Annotated in this window: 16 protein-coding genes; 13 read left to right on the top strand and 3 right to left on the bottom strand. The window is 40.1% G+C overall.

The window, feature by feature from the left end; genetic code table 11:
* Window positions 1-109: 109 nt before the first annotated feature.
* The 3 genes from RHO12_07600 to RHO12_07590 form a co-directional block, all read right to left on the bottom strand.
* A complete protein-coding gene (locus RHO12_07600) occupies window positions 110-2,542 on the bottom strand; it encodes a formate C-acetyltransferase/glycerol dehydratase family glycyl radical enzyme (protein ID WVD65253.1) in 2,433 nt (810 codons plus the stop codon).
* A 13-nt stretch (window positions 2,543-2,555) separates the two neighbouring features.
* Entirely contained in the window at window positions 2,556-3,455 is a 900-nt protein-coding gene (locus tag RHO12_07595; GenBank protein WVD65252.1) for a glycyl-radical enzyme activating protein, read from the bottom strand.
* 274 nt (window positions 3,456-3,729) lie between these two features.
* Window positions 3,730-4,278 (bottom strand): DUF1440 domain-containing protein, encoded by a 549-nt coding sequence (locus RHO12_07590; GenBank protein WVD65251.1) that lies wholly within the window; start codon window positions 4,276-4,278, stop codon window positions 3,730-3,732.
* Window positions 4,279-4,755: 477 nt separating this feature from the next.
* Between RHO12_07590 and RHO12_07585 the strand changes: the two genes are divergently transcribed.
* The 13 genes from RHO12_07585 to fdhF all read left to right on the top strand — a co-directional run bounded on the left by RHO12_07585 (window position 4,756) and on the right by fdhF (window position 19,023).
* Entirely contained in the window at window positions 4,756-5,373 is a 618-nt protein-coding gene (locus RHO12_07585; protein ID WVD65250.1) for a 4Fe-4S dicluster domain-containing protein, read from the top strand.
* Window positions 5,374-5,375: 2 nt separating this feature from the next.
* A complete protein-coding gene (hyfB, locus tag RHO12_07580) occupies window positions 5,376-7,412 on the top strand; it encodes a hydrogenase 4 subunit B (GenBank protein ID WVD65249.1) in 2,037 nt (678 codons plus the stop codon).
* A 12-nt stretch (window positions 7,413-7,424) separates the two neighbouring features.
* Window positions 7,425-8,360, top strand: coding sequence for a respiratory chain complex I subunit 1 family protein (locus tag RHO12_07575; GenBank protein WVD65248.1), 936 nt, complete (start codon window positions 7,425-7,427; stop codon window positions 8,358-8,360).
* Window positions 8,361-8,377: 17 nt separating this feature from the next.
* Window positions 8,378-9,832 (top strand): hydrogenase 4 subunit D, encoded by a 1,455-nt coding sequence (locus RHO12_07570; protein ID WVD65247.1) that lies wholly within the window; start codon window positions 8,378-8,380, stop codon window positions 9,830-9,832.
* Window positions 9,833-9,846: 14 nt separating this feature from the next.
* Window positions 9,847-10,497: a hydrogenase 4 membrane subunit gene (hyfE, locus tag RHO12_07565; GenBank protein WVD65246.1), complete on the top strand. Its 651-nt coding sequence runs from the start codon at window positions 9,847-9,849 to the stop codon at window positions 10,495-10,497.
* A 5-nt stretch (window positions 10,498-10,502) separates the two neighbouring features.
* Complete coding sequence (locus RHO12_07560) at window positions 10,503-12,056, top strand: hydrogenase 4 subunit F (protein WVD65245.1); 1,554 nt, start codon at window positions 10,503-10,505, stop codon at window positions 12,054-12,056.
* A 33-nt stretch (window positions 12,057-12,089) separates the two neighbouring features.
* Complete coding sequence (locus RHO12_07555; GenBank protein ID WVD67386.1) at window positions 12,090-13,832, top strand: hydrogenase large subunit; 1,743 nt, start codon at window positions 12,090-12,092, stop codon at window positions 13,830-13,832.
* A 10-nt stretch (window positions 13,833-13,842) separates the two neighbouring features.
* On the top strand, window positions 13,843-14,391 hold the full coding sequence (gene hyfH / locus RHO12_07550) for a hydrogenase 4 subunit H (protein ID WVD65244.1): 549 nt from the start codon (window positions 13,843-13,845) through the stop codon (window positions 14,389-14,391).
* Between the two features lie 3 nt (window positions 14,392-14,394).
* Window positions 14,395-15,192: an NADH-quinone oxidoreductase subunit B family protein gene (locus tag RHO12_07545; GenBank protein ID WVD65243.1), complete on the top strand. Its 798-nt coding sequence runs from the start codon at window positions 14,395-14,397 to the stop codon at window positions 15,190-15,192.
* The gene (locus RHO12_07540) at window positions 15,192-15,605 is read left to right on the top strand and encodes a formate hydrogenlyase maturation HycH family protein (GenBank protein WVD65242.1); all 414 of its coding nucleotides are present in this window, start codon (window positions 15,192-15,194) and stop codon (window positions 15,603-15,605) included. The genes RHO12_07545 and RHO12_07540 overlap by 1 nt, the downstream gene beginning before the upstream one ends.
* Before the next feature lie 2 nt (window positions 15,606-15,607).
* Entirely contained in the window at window positions 15,608-16,093 is a 486-nt protein-coding gene (gene hycI, locus RHO12_07535; protein ID WVD65241.1) for a hydrogenase maturation peptidase HycI, read from the top strand.
* An 80-nt stretch (window positions 16,094-16,173) separates the two neighbouring features.
* A complete protein-coding gene (locus tag RHO12_07530; protein ID WVD65240.1) occupies window positions 16,174-16,713 on the top strand; it encodes a 4Fe-4S binding protein in 540 nt (179 codons plus the stop codon).
* Window positions 16,714-16,836: 123 nt separating this feature from the next.
* On the top strand, window positions 16,837-19,023 hold the full coding sequence (gene fdhF / locus RHO12_07525; protein WVD65239.1) for a formate dehydrogenase subunit alpha: 2,187 nt from the start codon (window positions 16,837-16,839) through the stop codon (window positions 19,021-19,023).
* Window positions 19,024-19,057 lie beyond the last annotated feature (34 nt).

Raw genomic sequence — 19,057 nt, 5'->3', positions numbered from 1 at the left:
TTTGGTGTTGATTCTCCTCTTAAATCCCTTACAAATAGTAAGGTTAAAATGCTTTAAAGCTTTTGATTTTATGATATTAAAAAAAATAATTTTTTTCGATTACTTTACATTAAATAACATGCTCAGTTCGCGCGATAATGTCATCTTGAGTATCTGGCGATAAAGCCGTAAAAAATGCTGAATATCCAGCGACGCGTACCACGAGATCACGGTATTCATTGGGATTTTTTTTCGCGGCTAATAAAGTCTCCTTTGCTACTACGTTATACTGCACATGCCAGCCTTTATGTACCTCAAAAAATGTTCGAAGCATGGTCATTAGCTTTTGTTTATCTCTTGGGTTGTCTAACGTCGATGGATTGAGTTTTTGATTTAGCAATACGCCGCCCAAAATTTTATCGGTTGGTAATTTAGCAATCGAGTTAAATACTGCCGTTGGCCCTAATGTGTCTGTTCCTGATGATGGGCTAGCCCCTTCCGCCAGCGGCGACCAAGCTCTACGTCCATCGGGCGTTGCAGCCGTTTGCGCTCCAAAAGGCACGTTGGCCGAAATCGATGATGTGCCCGCGTAGTAGGTGCCACCAATTGGGCCTCTACCATAACGTGGATTATGATAATTTTTTAGTTCATTAATATAATCATTATAAGCATCGGTTAGTAATAAATCGACTTCATCATTATCATTACCATATTTCGGCGCGCCATTGATTAGGCGTTGGCGCAGCAACTCCCCCGTAAGACCTTGAAAATTATTATCCAAGGCTTGTGCGAGTTCTGTTTGTTGAACTAAACATTGCTCAAAAATAAGTTTTTTAACGGCAGCAAAACTATTCGCCGTATTGGCTAAACCGACCTGTAATCCCGAGACCCAATCATATTTAGCGCCGCCTTGCTTGATTGTTTTTCCCCGCTCAATACAATCATCAACGAGTACCGAACAGATAATATCTTGGGCATTTTCTTCTAAAATAGTATCAATAACATATTCGATTTCAATCGATTTACGGGTATAGTAGCGGATCTGTTGCGCCCATGCCGTCATTATCTCGCTAAAGTCATTAAAATTACCTTTACTTAACGCTTTATCTTGTGGCAAATAAACAACACCACTTGTTGCGTCTTTTCCGCCTTCTAATGATGCTAGAGCAACCCGAGCGAAGTTAATAAAACTCATACCTGTACAGCGGTACCCCCATTTACCTGGCACCGCAGTTTCGATACAACCAATCGCGGAATAGTTATAGGCATCTTGCGGTTCAACGCCGAGTTTTATAAATTCAGGGATCACAATTTCATCATTATTAAATGCCGGCATCCCAAAACCACAACGTATAACTTGTACGCAAGCATCTAAAAATCCATCGGACATACCAGCATAATACCTTACACTTAAATTGGGTTGCGTAGATTTTAAGCGGCCGCAGGACTCTAAAATCGCATAAGACAGTGAGTTGACTGCGTCAACCGGTTGACCATCAACTAATTTTTGGCCTCCGATGGTAACGTTTTGATACATTGGACTGCCTGCTGAGCTTTTAGAGTGTGAGCCCGATCGGATTTTATTAACCTCTAAGAGTTTTAACCAACAGCTATGTAATAGCTCAATTGCTGATTCCCGAGAGAGAGTTTGGCTGTTTTCAACGTCTTGTTCATACCACGTAGATAAATATTGATCCAGCCGGCCAAAAGAGACCGAGTGACCATTTGATTCAATTTGTAATAGCAGTACAACAAAGTAACATAACTGGATGGACTGCCAAAATGATTGTGGCGGTTTATGGGCGATAATTTTACAGTTTTTAGCGATTTGTAATAGTTCATTTTTACGCCATAAACGGCTCTCTTTACCTGCCATTTCTTGCGCAAGTTCAGCATAGCGCTCAATGTATTCGCTCATAGCTAACATCGATATCTCCGATGCTTTTAAAAAATGGTCTTTATAAAAATCATCGAGATTGGTTGTATTAATAAGGCTTCGACGCTCTTTTATTTTTACCAGTATACCGTCTAGGCCTTTTTCAAGTATTAACGGAAAATTCACCGCAAGGTGAGCATCGCCTGAATTCATATTGCCTTCTGCTTTTATCATAACCGTATCAAGTAATGATTTTTGTTCATCGGTAAACAGCGCATAGCATTTATCAATGACCGTTTGTCCATGCCACCAAGGACAGATGCTATGCAAGACTTCTTTGTCATGTTTTGTTACTTCAAAGCCCGCACCTGGTCTATCACCCAATTCGTCGATCTCCTTTTCTACCCAGCCAACGGTATACTCAGGAAAAATGGGTGCGGCTCTTGGCGAAATAGCTTGATTACCAACAATAAGCTCATCGTGTTTTATCCAGATGGTTTTTTGTTTTAGATGATGGGCAAGCGCAAGAGCACGGCGCAATACCACTGGTTGGGCAAGGTTTTTTTGGTAAGACTCAGTATAATGTTCCGCACGTTCAACACAGATAGCGGGCTTGGTAATTTGAATCAATGCGTCTTTATGCATTTGAATTCTTGGTGTAACGTTGGTTAAATCTAAAGTAGGCATATTCTTCTCCTTGTCATCCTCGCAAGATGGCAGTTAAATTTTTTAGCTTGGCATAAGTGGTTGCATATTGGATTAAATCTTCGTCATCTAATGGCTCAGATGGTGCATAATAGGGCATATCCAACATGTTATATTTGTTGATCCCCAAAGTGTGATAAGGTAAAAAATGAATCTCATTGGTTGGAATTTCGTTAGCAATGAAGTCAATCATGCTTTTAATTGCGTTTCTATTGGCATTAAAACCTTGAATTAACGGTATTCTAATGATGATTTTTTTATCTACTTTGGCGAGTTTTTTAAAGTTCTCTAAAATGCGCTTTGCACTGCCATTTGCCCACTGATGAAATATTTTCATATCGGTGTGCTTAAGATCGGCAAGGAATAGATCAATGAAATCAAGTGAAGACTGAATACTTTTCCACGGTACGTGTAAACACGTTTCAACTGCTGTGTGATAACCTTGCTGTTTGCATTTTTGTAATATATTTTGGCTCAATGTTGGTTGCATAAATGGCTCACCGCCAGATAGCGTGACGCCTCCGCCTGATCGTTGATAAAAAGCCGCATCCTTATTGATCATCTCCATCACGTCATCTTCGCTTTTAATTTCGCCACACACAGTCATCGCTAAGCTCGGGCATAGATGTTGTAGTGTTTCATAATCAGCGGAAGTGAGCTTATTTCGGTCAATGTAAATTCTCTCATTTAATCGCGTAATCGCGTTTGGACAAAATGTTACGCATAATTGACAATCTTTGATACATAACCGCTTATCGAAGAGTACTTGTTTTTGGGCTGAGCGACTTTCTGGGTTTTGGCACCAGTAGCAACCTAATGAGCAGCCTTTAAGAAATACGACAGTTCGTATTCCTGGCCCATCATGAGTAGAATAACGTTGAACATTAAAGATCATGCATCACCTCTTTTTGGCTATTACATATCTTTCGAACGAAAGTGTTTGTGATATATGTCACATTTAGTGTGTTAAAAGTGAAAATTGAGATATTGGTCACAAAAAAGGCAATGGCAGTCGGAAATATAAGCGCTATTTGCGATTATTTTAATTGCTGGCAGAGCTGATTATCACTGTTAAACGCGGGCTTTTATCGGGAGAGTAGCTTGCGAAATTAATATATTAGTTTCGCAAGCATCAAGCAGAATTATTCTGCTTTTGTAGGTTAAGCCAATTATTGACGCCACACGCCTCTTATTGGTCTAGCAAAATGGGCTAGGACGGCAATCATACAAATTTCAATCGATACCGCCCAATAAATATGACCAAGAATTTCACTCCATAACTCATAGGCATTAAGGTTCCATAACCAGCCCGTGGCGCCGCTATTATATATTGGATTTCTAAAACCCAATAATGGGATTAAAAAACCGTGCATCACAACAGTTATAACGATACCGTACAGAGCGCCATACCATAATCTCACTTTGTTGCAATAGAATGATCCTGCCACATAAACAAAGGCAAAAGCAAAGCTAAACAGCCAATGGTAAAGCGTTACCGCACCAAGAACTGAACCACCTTGATAAATATAATCAAGTGAGTGTGAGTCAATGCCGAGCCAACCTAACCAAGCGTCGATATGCGCAGCGGGTGGTGATATTTCACCAGGAACACGAGGGGGCATATTAACTTCAGATCCCCATTTCACCAGCGAGCTAAAAAAGCCGCCAAGGAGTGTTGTCCAGATGATGATTTGACGGTTAACTTTATTTCCAAACATAGTGGTATGTCCTTAAATTTAAAAGAAGTTTGTGAGATAAATTATATTTTAAAAATGATTCACGTAAAAGAGTTGTTTATTTTATAATTAAACCTAATAGCTAGTGTCGAGAATGTCATTATTATCGACACTAAAATCGACAAAAATGTCTAAATACCATTCACCTAGCGAACAACGCGCTATTCTCATTAATATATTAGTGTAGATTTCAGGCTGCTAATAATTGATTATCCCATACCATAAACACACTTAGCCTTAATGCTGATTGCCAATCCGTTTAATTTCAATTTAATGATTCTTCTAGATTTAATTTAGACTTATTCGTATCCTTAATCATATTTTGTATTATGACTGACATCATAATTTTATCTCCTCTTATATGATTAGGCGCTTATACCTTAAATTGGCATAAATTTTGCTAACTATATTTTAATAACGGTAAGCATACTCAAACTAAAATCAAGGGGTGTTCATGCTATGAATCGCTTTGTGATAGCCGAGCCAAGAAAGTGCATTGGTTGTAATACTTGCATGGCGGCTTGTATTGACGCTCATAAAGACGTAGGGCTAGTTGGCCATGCAAGGTTAATTGTCGTGCGTGATAGTAAGAGTGGCACGGCTCCAGTGCTATGTCGACACTGTGAGGATGCTCCTTGCGTCAAAGTTTGTCCAGTCAATGCTATTACTCATACTGACAACTCGGTTTTATTAAATGAAAGTTTATGTATTGGTTGTAAATTATGTGGATTAGCCTGCCCATTTGGCGCAATCACTCCCGCCGCAAGTGAGCCAGTAGATAAGCCTGAATGCTATGGCAACTATGTTCCCGAGTCGATGCTTAATCAATTACCAGCAAGTCCAGCATCCGTTAGCCCATTTTTAGCGTGGAATGCAGGCCGCAAGATGATCGCAGTCAAATGCGACTTATGCTATTTTTCATCATCAGGGCCCGCTTGTATAAAGAGTTGCCCAACTGATGCGCTTTTCCTCGTGTGTAATGATACGCTCAATGATACGGTTAAAATTAAGCAAGAAGCTGTTGCCCTGTCAGCGGAGTTAGTTGATATCAACATAGCGAAGTTAAAAGGGGAATAATTATGCCATTAAGTTTTAGCTTGTTACTCTGTTCAATTATCGTTTATGGGCTAGGTTCATTGGCTTCTATTTTGTTTACTACACAACAGCGAGTTGCAATTTATCTTTCGGGTATTATTGGGATGATAGCGGCGGTGCTCGGATTAGTAGCTGTTATTCCAACGTTACTATTTGGTGAAATTTATCAGTACTCGCTGCTGAGCCCATTTGCCTTTTCTGACTGTCCATTATTACTCGATCGGCTAGCGGCTTTTATGATTGCCGTTATCTCTTTACTCGCATTAATTTCATCGCTTTACTCTCTATCTTATGTACAAGAATATGTCGGTAAAGGGGCAAGCGCGATAGGATTTTTTATGAATCTGTTTATCGCCTCGATGGTGATGTTGATGGTGGTTGATAATGCATTTTATTTTATTATCTTTTTTGAAATTATGTCGCTTGCCTCATACTTTCTTGTTATATCTGAGCAAGATGAAAAAGCGATTAAAGCTGGTTTTATCTATTTTCTCATCGCCCATGTCGGCTCTGTTTTAATTATGGCATCGTTCTTTTTACTTTATTTTCAATCCGGTAGTCTTAATTTTGCTAGCTTTCGAACGCTCGATTGTTCGCCAGTGATGTCTTCAATCATTTTTTTATTAGCATTTTTTGGTTTTGGTGCTAAAGCTGGCATGATGCCGCTACATGGGTGGTTACCAAAAGCGCACCCAGCTGCACCATCTCATGCTTCTGCGCTTATGTCGGGTGTAATGGTTAAGATCGGCGTATTTGGAATTATTAAAGTCGGTATCGATTTACTCGGTGCGACGCAGCTATGGTGGGGGATTGTGGTATTAGCATTTGGTTCTATTTCTGCGGTGCTAGGGGTTTTATATGCTTTAGCGGAACATGATATTAAACGCTTGCTCGCATATCATACGGTTGAAAATGTGGGTATTATTTTAATGGGTGTGGGCGTTGGTATGATAGGGATCTCAATTAACTCGCCAGCATTAGCGGTATTAGGTTTATTAGGCGCACTTTATCATTTAGTCAATCATGCTATTTTTAAGGGATTACTCTTTTTAGGTGCTGGCTCGGTTATTTATCGCTTACACACTAAAGATATGGAAAAAATGGGTGGACTAGCCAAAATGATGCCCTATACCGCAATAGCATTTTTAATCGGCTGTATGGCAATTTCAGCATTACCTCCTTTAAATGGTTTTATTAGTGAATGGTATACTTATCAGTCGCTTTTTAGTTTAACAAATTCTGATAACGTGCTATTAAAACTCGTCGGCCCAATAGCTATTGTGATGTTAGCGATAACGGGGGCGCTGGCTGCAATGTGCTTTGTTAAGGTCTATGGGATCTGTTTTTGTGGTGCGCCGAAAACTGAAAAAGCAGCTAAAGTGACTGACGTTCCGTTATCAATGATTAGTGCGATGTTGCTATTGGCACTACTGTGTATTGTTTTTGGCGTTGGCGCTTTTATGGTTGCGCCATTTATTGCTGATATCGCGATGCAATTAGTTCAGCCGCATATGTTGCAAAGCGGTAGTAATATTACTGTTAATAGCGGGTTAACGCTTATCCCTGGTGATCCTGAGCAAGCTCAGCTTTCGCCTATCTTAATTTTCATCTTATTAACTGGATTGATTCTTTTACCGCTTGTTATCTACGCGGTAACACGTTGCTATCGTCCTGCTTTTCGCCAGCAAGGCGAACCATGGGCATGCGGCTACCAATATGAAAATGATATGGCGCAATCAGCAAGCAATTTCACTCAACCACTACGTTTTATGTTTGCGGCGCTGTATCGTCTGCGGCAGTTTTTCGACTTTGGTGGTTGGTCCAAGCTTTTTGTTGATAAGCTGACCAATTGGGCAAGAAAAATTGAGCCATTATGGGATGGTCAAATTATCGATAAAGTGGTGAATTTTGCTCAAGCCGTGGGGCAGAGAGTGCAAATATTGCAGCAAGGGAATTATAGGGTGTACAGCCTATATATCGTTGTAGCTTTAGTTATTTTACTCTTTTTAGCCGTAGTATAGGGGGATAAAAGTATGAGTTTTGATTTAGTATCTCTATCTTGGCTTTTAATAGGGTTATTGCAGGGATTATTATTACTAATTATTGCGCCTTTAATGGCGGGAATATCTCGTCAAATTAAGGCGCGAATGCAATCAAGGCGAGGGCCTGGTATATTACAAGAATACCGCGATATTATTAAACTATTTGCAAGGCAAGAGGTTGCGCCAACGAATGCGGGGCTTATTTTTAGAGCCATGCCGTTTATTTTAATCGGCTCAATGCTATTACTCGCGACGATTTTACCGATTATTACGGTCGGTTCACCATTAGGTACGGTTGCTGACCTTATTGCGATTATTTATATATTTGCAATTTTTCGTTTCTTTTTCTCATTATCTGGACTTGATTCAGGTAGCCCATTTGCTGGAATTGGTGCTAGCCGAGAATTAATGTTGGGGATTTTGGTTGAGCCTATTTTGATGCTGTCCCTAATTGTGGTCGCGATTATTGCTGGCACGACCAATATCACCCAAATAAATCTCTTTTTTATGGCGCAGTGGGGTGGCAAAGCACCAACAGCAGCAATGATTGCTTTAGTCGCTTGTGCATTTGCCGTATTTATTGAGATGGGTAAAATTCCGTTTGATTATGCTGAAGCAGAGCAAGAGTTGCAAGAAGGACCATTGACAGAGTATTCAGGTGTAAGCCTTGCACTAGTTAAAGTGGGGTTAAGTCTAAAACAAATTGTTATCGTTAGCCTATTTTTAGCGATTTTTTTTCCATCACCTAACGTCAATATCTTTTGCTTGGTCGGTCTATTCTTAATTAAATTATTGATAGTCTTTGTGATCGCTTGTGTTATTGAAAATAGCTTATGTCGAGGACGTTTTTTACTCACTGCAAAAGTGACATGGGTTGGTTTTGGTATTTCCGTATTAGCTTATGTCTTTTACCTCGTAAGCTTATAAAAGGAGAGCAAAATAATATGGAAAATATTGCAATTGCGACGATTATTGGCCCTTTTATTGGGGCATTGATTATCGCATGTTTACCGTATAGTCGGTCTCGCTTGTTAGGCGTAGTCGTTTCTTTACTTGCCTCATTTGGTATCACCTTATTAGGTTACATGCTGTTAAAGAGTAGCGAGTCAAGTTATTACTTTATGCTCTTTAAGCTTGGTGAGACGGAAATTTTAGGTATTTTAGTCGATAAAGTAAGCACGCTGATTGGCTTTGCTGTCGTATTTTTGGGGTTCCTTGTTTGTGTTTATTCTACCGCCTACTTAACCAAACAAAATCGCGAACATCCGCATGAGGGAACCAAGCGCTATTATGCTTTGTTAATGGTATTTATTGGCGCAATGGCGGGATTAGTACTATCCTCAACGTTGATTGGTCAGTTACTGTTTTTTGAAATCACAGGAGGATGTTCTTGGGCATTAATTGGTTATTATCAGACCGCAAAATCACAGCGCTCGGCACTTAAAGCTTTACTCGTTACGCATATTGCTGCCTTAGGTCTTTATTTGGCAGCATCGTGGTTATTTGTAGAAACAGGCACATTTTCCTTAATGTCTATTGCTCAAGTTAATGATACCGCCAAGATTATTATTGTTGGCGGGATCTTATTTGCAGCCTGGGGAAAATCAGCACAGCTACCATTACATGTTTGGTTGCCTGATGCGATGGAAGCACCAACGCCGGTGAGTGCTTATTTGCATGCTGCATCAATGGTAAAAGTTGGCGTTTATATTTTTGCAAGGGCCATTATGTCATCAGGCAATATTCCAATAATTATTGGTGAAGTGGGTATGGTTTTATCCGCTATTAGTCTGGTGTATGGCTTTGTGATGTATTTACCGCAAACGGATATGAAGCGCTTGTTGGCCTATTCAACGATCACACAGCTTTCCTATATCTTTTTTGCGCTGTCATTATCTATTTATGGTTTTGGTACGGTATACGGAACTATGGCGTTTGCAGGCGGAATTGCATACATCTTCAATCACGCTTTTGCTAAAAGTCTATTTTTCTTAGTTGCAGGCGCGCTTAGTTTTAGTTGTGGAACGCGAATGCTACCTAAGCTAAAAGGTATTATTACGGTTTTACCATTACTCGGGATCGGGTTTTGTGTCGCCGCATTAGCGATTTCTGGTGTGCCGCCATTTAATGGTTTCTTTAGTAAGTATCCTATTTTTGCTGCGGGTTTTGGATTATTTAATGGTAATTGGCTCGTTATGGCGCTACTCATTATTATTTTAATTGAATCAGTGGGTAGCTTCGCATGGTTTTTATATTGGTTTGGTAAGACGGTACCAGGTAAACCGTCGGATGACGTTGCTAACGCATCACCCGTTCCTTTGGCAATGAAGGTGGTAATTATTATTCTCATTATTATGTCACTGTGTTCAAGTGTGATCGCTTCACTCTGGTTAAATTAAAAGGAGAACTAAGCATGACTGAATCTTTTATTGTCAATAATTTAGCCGGCATTCTAGTTGTGACATCCATTGTGCTTATTTTAGTTAAGCGATTGACGACATCAATTTTGGTGTTTGCGCTACAATCCTTAATATTAGTGACTATTTTTTTTGTGATTGCCTATTTTATGAATGCGCATGAATTATATAGTTGGGCGATAACCTCAATTATAACTAAAGTGATTTTAGTGCCAACAATTGTTTACGTTGCTTTTCGTAACATAAAAGAGACCAATATTCGCTATAAAGATGTCCCTATTCCGCTGATTATTTTATTAGCTGCGGCTATTTTATTAGTTTGTTACTTTGTTGCTGCGCCAGTGAAGCTGCCTTTGCGTCAAGATTTAAAACCTGTTTTAGCCGTTTCTTTGGCACTTTTTTTTATTGGTCTTATGTGCATTATTAGTCAACGCAATATCGTTAAACAAATTTTTGGTTATTGTTTGATGGAAAATGGCTCGCATTTAACCTTGGCATTATTAGCGTTTCGGGTGCCTGAGCTCGTTGAAATAGGGGTAACCACCGACGCAGTTTTCGCTGTCATCATTATGGCATATTTTGCTAGGCGCATTCATCGAGACTTAAGAACATTAGATGCGAATAAACTAAATGCATTAAAAGGGTAGTGGTTATGAACGGAACTGAAATTATCTATCTATTACTTGCAACCCCATTACTGTTTGCCATTTTAGCTTTTTTAGTCTGCTTTTTGGCTAAAATGGCAACTGGCTTGGTGACATTACTCAATTTTGTTGGCGTGGTGGCATTATTTATTTTATGTGGATTGGTTGTTTATCGTATTTTTTTTGAAGGGCAAATATTATCCGATAACTTGTGGTGGCACGTTGATTCTTTGAGCGGTCTGTTTATCGCAATTTTAGGCATAATTGGATTGATTACGGGGATCTATTCGATTGGTTATATGAACCATGAAGTACGCCATGGCGAAATTTCCGCTCGTGGCCTTTGCTGCTATTACGGTTTTTTTCACCTATTCTTATTTACTATGTTACTTGCGATTACGACTAATAATCTTATTGTCATGTGGGTGGCGATAGAAGCGACAACACTTAGTTCGACTTTTTTAGTCGGACTTTACGGGCAAAAATCATCTTTAGAAGCCGCATGGAAATATATCATTATTTGTACTATCGGCGTGGCATTTGGGCTTTATGGTACGGTGCTAGTTTATGCCGATGCAGCCAGTTTAATGGTCGATCCTAGCCAAGCCATATTTTGGACTGAGGTTGTTAAGCATCCAGAGATTCTTGATCCAACATTAATGCACATTGCTTTTGTATTTATCTTGTTAGGTTTTGGCACTAAGATGGGGCTATTCCCAATGCATGCTTGGCTTCCTGATGCACATAGCGAAGCGCCAAGTCCTGCCAGCGCTCTCCTTTCGGCGGTGTTATTAAATTGCGCGCTATTAGTTGTGCTGCGCTATTTTATTGTTATAACCGAAGTCATCGGTGATAGTTTTCCCAAAACGTTATTTCTTGTATTAGGGTTTTTATCTGTTGGCGTTGCCGCCTTTTTCATTATTGTCCAGCGAGATATAAAAAGGCTACTCGCCTATTCAAGTGTTGAAAATATGGGATTAATTGTAATAGCTATTGCTATTGGCGGACCAATAGGCACTTTTGCTGCAATATTACATACGATCAACCATAGTTTAGCCAAGACTTTGTTGTTCTGTGGATCGGGTAATATCCTATTAAAATATGGCACGCGTGATATGTCTGTTGTCAAAGGCTTATTAAAAATCGCACCAGTCACCTCGGTATTATTTATTGCTGGTGCGTTAGCACTTGGTGGTATGCCGCCTTTTAATGTGTTTGTGAGTGAATTTATGATCGTTGTCGCATCGATTAAAGCGGGCTCAATATGGTTGACGATATTGCTGTTACTCTTACTTACTGTAGTGCTTGGTGGTTTAGTTAAAATGGCCGCTAAAGTGAGTTTTGGCACACCGCCAGAAGCCGTATCGAAAGGCGAGCTTGGCTTTATGACCGTTTTACCGATGGCGATATTATTAGCCTTAATGTTATTAATGGGAACCTATATTCCTCAGCCAGTTAAACAATATATTTACCGAGCGACAGACATTATTATGCAACCACAAACAGCGCATATTAATGTTGATAATCAGCCGATTAGCAATCAAATTGAGTTATCGAATTAGCGTTAACATCATTACGACAGGAGAGCGACAGTGATGAAAAATTTAGGACCAACAGGGCATAATTTAAGAGATAAAAACCTGGGTGATAACTATGTTAGCAATGTTAGAAATCGCTTTCCTCATGCCATTTTAGAGCAAGAGAGGCAAACTTATAATCAACTGACGATCACCGTAGATCTAAATAGTTTGCCCAATATCGTCGCTTATCTCTATTATGATTTGGGCGGGTTTTTGCCCGTGCTATTTGGTAATGATGAACGCTCACTACATGGTAACTTTGCCATTTATTATGCTTTATCGATGGAGGAGGGTGAAAAATGCTGGATAGTTATCAAAGCCTTGGTCGATCCAGTTAAAGCTGAGTTTCCATCGGTAACGCCACTTGTTCCCGCGGCTGTTTGGGGAGAACGTGAAATTCGCGACATGTATGGTTTAGAGCCAATCGGTATTCCTGATGCGCGCCGTTTAGTTTTACCCGATGATTGGCCAGATGAACTCTATCCTCTGCGTAAAGATTCGATGGATTATCGTCAAAGACCTGCGCCAACTACGGATAATGATACCTATCCATTTTTAAATGAGCTTGGCGATAGCGGTAACCGCATTGTACCGATAGGGCCAATGCATATTACTTCGGATGAGCCCGGCCATTTTCGATTATTTGTCGACGGTGAACGGATTATTGATGCCGATTATCGACTGTTTTACGTTCACCGTGGTATGGAAAAGTTAGCTGAAAATAGAATGGGCTACAACGAAGTTACCTTTTTAGCCGATCGTGTTTGTGGTATTTGTGGCTATGCACATAGTGTTGCTTATGCCAATTCAGTTGAGAATGCGCTGGGTATTGAAGTGCCGATGCGAGGACAAATGATTCGTAGCGTGTTACTTGAAGTTGAACGCCTGCATAGCCATTTGCTTAATCTTGGACTGAGCTGTCACTTTACTGGCTTTGATGGTGGTTTTCAACAGTTTTTCCGGGTGCGTGAAAAAGCGATGGTGATTGCTGAACTGCTGACTGGCGCTCGAAAAACCTATGGTATGAATTTAATTGGTGGTATTCGGCGCGATATCTTAAAAGATGCACGCTTAAAAACAATATTGCTATTACAAGAGATGCGTAAGGAGGTCATGACGTTAGTTGATATGTTAGTGAGCACTCCTAACTTTGAACAGCGGACTAAAGGCATCGGGATTTTAGATAAAAAAATTGCCCGCGATTTCAGTCCGGTCGGCCCGCTTATGCGTGCTAGTGGTTTTAAGCGGGATGTCCGTTTTGATCATCCTTATACTGGTTATGAATTATTACCTAAAAACTTGATTAGTTACGATAGTTGTGATGTTGCAGCTAGAGTCTTTGTGCGTGTTGAAGAGACATTAGATTCCATTGCGATGTGTGAATATGCCTTAGATAATTTACCAGCAGGGCCGCTATTAGTTGAAGGATTTACATATAAGCCTAATAAATTTGCTTTAGGGTTTACCGAAGCACCGCGTGGCGAAGACGTTCATTGGAGTATGACAGGTAATAATCAAAAATTATTTCGCTGGCGTTGTAGGGCGGCAACCTACGCTAATTGGCCGGTACTGAAATATATGTTACGCGGCAATACGGTTTCTGATGCGCCTTTAATTATTGGCAGTCTTGATCCTTGTTACTCTTGTACAGATCGCGTGACACTCGTTGATGTGCGTAAGCAAAAATCTGTAACAGTGCCTTATAAAGAAATAGAGCGCTACGGCATTGAGCGGGTAAATTCTCCAGTTAAAGGATAGAGAGGTTACGATGTTAAAATTGCTAAAAATTCTAACTAAAACGGGTGATGTTACCGTCAAATATCCGTTTAAACCACTTGATTTACCTGAAGGTTTTCGCGGTAAACCAAAATATGAACCAGAGCAATGTATTGCTTGCGCCGCATGTACGACAGCATGTCCTGCTAATGCGTTAACAATGGCAACGGATCTAACGTCAGGAACGCGCACGTGGCAGCTATTTGTCGGTCGATGTATTTTTTGCGCTAGATGTGAAGAAGTTTGCCCGACAAGAGCAATTGTATTATCTCAAGAATTTGAATTAGCTGTGACTAATAAACAAGATCTTTATGAAACGGCAATATTTAGTTTAACGTCTTGTCGAGTATGTCAGCGCTATTTTGCGCCGCAAAAAGAGATCGACTATGTGATGGCTTTGCTGGTTCAATCGGGCATGGATATTGATGAAGTTGAAAGTCATCGCGAGCACTTTGAAACCTGTTCTGATTGTAAACGCCGGCAAAATATTGTCAGTGAAGATAATATCATGTTAAGCCAACATATTCAGCCTAGGAGCTAAGCTATGAATATGAAAAACAGCCAATTAAACTCAAGCTATGATCATCATCGGTTAGAGCCGATAACGGTTGATGAACAAACTAAAAAATTGAAAGAGACCTTATTAAAAAAAATTAAACGTTCAGCTTATGTTTATCGCGTTGATTGCGGTGGTTGCAATGGCTGCGAAATTGAAATATTTGCTGCGATAACACCACTATTTGACGCCGAGCGTTTCGGCATAAAAGTCGTCCCATCTCCTAGGCATGCTGATATCTTAATCTTTACTGGTGCGGTAACGCGTTCAATGAGGATGCCGGCTCTGCGAGCCTATCATAGTGCACCTGACCCTAAAATTTGTATCTCTTATGGTGCTTGTGGCTGTGGTGGGGGGATTTTTCATGATCTCTATTGTGTATGGGGCGGTAGCGATAATATTGTGCCTATCGATGTCTATATTCCAGGTTGCCCACCAACGCCTGCGGCAACGATATATGGTTTTGCCATGGCGCTTGGATTGCTTGAGCAAAAATTACATGGTAAAACCAGCGATCAAACGCAAGCTATGGCGCCTTCATTAATTTACGCTGATATTCCTTTATCTATTCGAGTAACGGTAGAGCGTGAAGCACGAATTTTGGCAGGTTATTACAAAGGTAAGCAAATTAGCGATAAAGTTATGCAAATATTAACATCATCTTCTCCTCATGAGTTTGATAGTCAAATTGAGCAGTGGTTGTCGCAAGAAAATGATCCGCGTTTAACTGAAATAGTCATTGCATTAAAAGAGACGTGTGCTAAAGCTTTAAAAGGTGATGCGTGATGAATAGTCAGGTTTTATTTTATGCGTTAAATAGTAAATTTGTTGAGCAGGAACATGACATTCCCCAGCATGCCCAACAAGTGATGTATTACTCTTTAGCAATAGGTCATCATGTTGGTGTTATTGATTGCTTTCAAGCAGTAATTAACTGCCCTGCTACGCAATATAAACAGTGGATCGATCATATTGATGATTCGAGTGAAGCACACGCAAAACTTGATCGGTTGTTTAAATTTGGTGAAATTACAGTGGATATTTCGCATGTTAATTTATTAGCAAATGCTTTTTTACCTAAACGTCAGTCGATGGAGGAGCCATTTAGAACTTGGACCGAGACGCTATTTTCGCTATTTGAGGCGATGACCAAAGAACCCGCTATGTATTTAATGATTAAACGTATTGGGCAGGATTAGTTATGCAAACTCAAATGGTGTTTACGGTTGGTAACAGTATGATGGGCGACGATGGTGCCGGCCCCTTACTAGCGAAGAAAATGACTGAAAATTCAATTGCTAATTGGCAAGTGATTGATGGCGGGAGTTCACCCGAAAATGTTGTTCATATTATTCGCCGAATCAAACCCAACCTTTTGCTTATTATTGATGCGACCGAAATGGGGCTAAATCCTGGTGAAATTAGATTTGTTGATGTGGATATGATTGCTGAGATGTTCTTAATGAATACCCACAATATGCCGCTAAATTTTTTAGTAGAACAGTTAAAACCGGATATTGAAAGCATATTATTTCTCGGTATTCAGCCGGATATTGTTGGTTTTTATTACCCGATGACTAATGCGGTTATTGAGGCAGTTGAAAAGGTATATCAAGCATTACAGCAAAATAATATTACGACGTCATTTGAACGGTTACAAATAAGTGATAATGGTCAAATAGCTTAGCGTCATTGATAAGTGATGTTGTTATGCATATAGCAAAGAATACAAATGATTAAATCTAACCAATGCAATAAGGACAGATTATGAATAAGTTTATTAATGCAAATGCCGATGCATGCATTGGGTGTAAAACCTGTGAAATTGCCTGTGTTTTAGCGCATGGTGAAGAAATTAAAACGCTAGAAAGTGCCTATTTTAACGCCAGACTTCGCGTGATTGAGGTGGGTGATATTACGGTTCCGGTTATGTGTCACCAATGTGAAGATGCACCATGCATGCTAGCGTGTCCGAATGGCGCCATTATCCGTCAAAATTACCATATTGAGGTTTTACAGGAAAAATGCATCGGCTGCAAAACCTGTGTTTTAGCCTGCCCATTTGGGGCGATGAAAGTAAAACTAAAAACGCAAGATTTAATCGTTGCAGGGCATGTAAGAGGCAAACGCTATAAAGCTCAAGCGATAAAATGTGATATTTGTTATACCGACTCAAAGGGACCAGCATGTGTGCGTGCTTGTCCTACCGATGCCCTATCTTTAGTTGATCCTGAAGAATTGGTAAAAATTCAAGAAACACGTCAGTTAGAAAGCATTTTTCGACACGTTAAATCATCGTCGTTGTAATAGTTAATTGCTGGCATATAATTAATAAAAGCCGTTGATATAACAATAAGCTTAAATGAGTAAAAATTGAATAAATAAATTATTTTATTGAATGTATACAATCGTAATAGTGAGGAGTTGATAATGAAAAAAGTGATAGAGGTTTGTCCTTATTGTGCTTCAGGTTGTAAAATTAATTTGCACGTTGATAATGGGAAGGTTGTCGGTGCTGAAGGTGCAAACGGCCTAACTAACGAAGGTGAGTTATGTTTAAAAGGTTTATATGGCTGGGATTTTATTAATGATACAAAAATTTTGACGCCTCGTTTACGTAATCCAATGATCCGTCGCGAGAAAGGTGGCGAACTCGAGGCCGTTTCTTGGGATGAAGCCATCAATTTCACGGTAGCAAAACTAAAATCAATAAAAGAGCAATATGGCGCAGATGCCATTATGTGCTCCGGCTCTTCTCGTAGTACGGGTAATGAAACTAATTATGTAATGCAAAAATTTGCTAGGGCGGCGATTGGCACTAACAATATCGATTGTTGTGCAAGGGTCTGACACGGCCCTTCTGTTGCAGGTCTGCAACTTTCAGTCGGTGGCGGTGCCATGAGTAACTCAATCGTTGAGATTGATGATACTAAATGTATTTTTATTTTTGGTTGGAATCCAGCAACCTCTCACCCTATTATTGCACGCCGTGTACTAAGGGCTAAAGAGAATGGTGCGAAGATTATCGTTTGTGATCCGCGTAAAATTGAAACCGCAAGGATTGCGGATATTTATGTGCCATTAAAAAATGGTAGTAATATTGCGTTTTTAAATTCAATTGCTTATGTTTTACTTGAAGAAAATTTAATTAATCAGACTTTTATTGATAAATATACTGATGGTTTTGAGCCATTTAAACAAATTATCATGCAGTATCCACCTGAGTCAACTCAGACAACAACAGGAATTGAACCCGACGTTGTCCGTGAAGTAGCAAGAATGTATGCAATGTCTCCTGCATCAGGGATCTTTTGGGGAATGGGTGTTTGTCAGTTTTATCAAGGCGTTGAAACCGTTCGTGCGCTGGCAAGTTTAGCGTTATTAACGGGGCAAATTGGTCGACCAAATACGGGACTTGCGCCGGTGCGTGGTCAAAACAATGTTCAAGGTGCTTGTGATATGGGCGCTTTACCAAACCAATTCCCTGGTTATCAAAATGTGGCCGATGCCGATGTTCGTGCTAAATTTGAACAGGCATGGGGAGTTGAAAAACTTTCTGATAAGATTGGCGTATATCTAAGTGAAGTAGCGATGAAAGCTGAGCAAGGTTCAGTAAAAGCATTTTATTGCATGGGTGAGGATCCTTTGCAGACTGAGCCAGATTTATCGGCGGTAAGACATGGATTTAGTCAACTTGATCTATTAATTGTGCAAGATGTTTTTATGACTAAAACCGCTTCTGTTGCCGATGTTATTTTGCCCGCAACAACGTGGGGTGAACATGAAGGGGTTTATTCGGCTGCAGATAGAGGGTTTCAGCGCTTTTATAAAGCCGTTGAGCCTGTCGGTGATGTTAAAGTTGACTGGCAGATAATTAGCTTGCTTGCAACGGCTTTAGGCTACCCAATGCACTATAACAATACCCAAGAAATATGGGATGAGTTACGGGGATTATGTCCTAAGTACTATGGTGCTACATATGAAAAAATGGATGTGAATGGCGGTTTAGGCTATGTGCAATGGCCTTGCCCAACCCTTGATTCACCTGGGTCTCGTTATTTATATAGCGATGGACAAGGTGGGGTTAAGTTTGATACGCCAAATGGGAAAGGGCAAATCTTTACTTGCGATTGGGCACCGCCGGTTGAGCAAATTGATAATGATTACCCATTAGTGCTTGCGACTGTTCGTGAAGTGGGTCACTACTCGTGTCGTTCTATGACCGGCAATTGCCGGGCTTTAGCCACGTTAGCGGATGAACCAGGTTATATTCAAATTAATAGTCAGGATGCTAAAAATCTCAATATTAAGGATGAAGAGCTTGTTTGGATCTCCTCTCGGCATGGTAAAGTCATATCACGAGCGAATGTAAGTGACCGTACCAATAAAGGCGCGGTATATATGACTTATCAATGGTGGGTAGGTGCTTGCAATGAGCTAGTTGGGGAGAACTTAAGCCCAATAACAAAAACGCCTGAGTATAAATATGTGCCAGTTAAATTGGAAACGATCGCTGACCAGCAGTGGGCTGAAGCTTATGTGCTAGATGAATATCATCAATTAAAACATCGTCTCCGCGCGCAGACTGAAAAGGCAACCTTTTCGTCATACAAATAGGCATTGATTTACATATAATAGAAAGCCAAGAAAA

Source organism: Orbaceae bacterium lpD02 (genome assembly GCA_036251875.1).
GTDB classification, from domain to species: domain Bacteria; phylum Pseudomonadota; class Gammaproteobacteria; order Enterobacterales; family Orbaceae; genus Orbus; species Orbus sturtevantii.
Note: the sequence above shows the minus strand (reverse complement) of the source record. Positions and strands in the feature narration are given on the sequence as shown.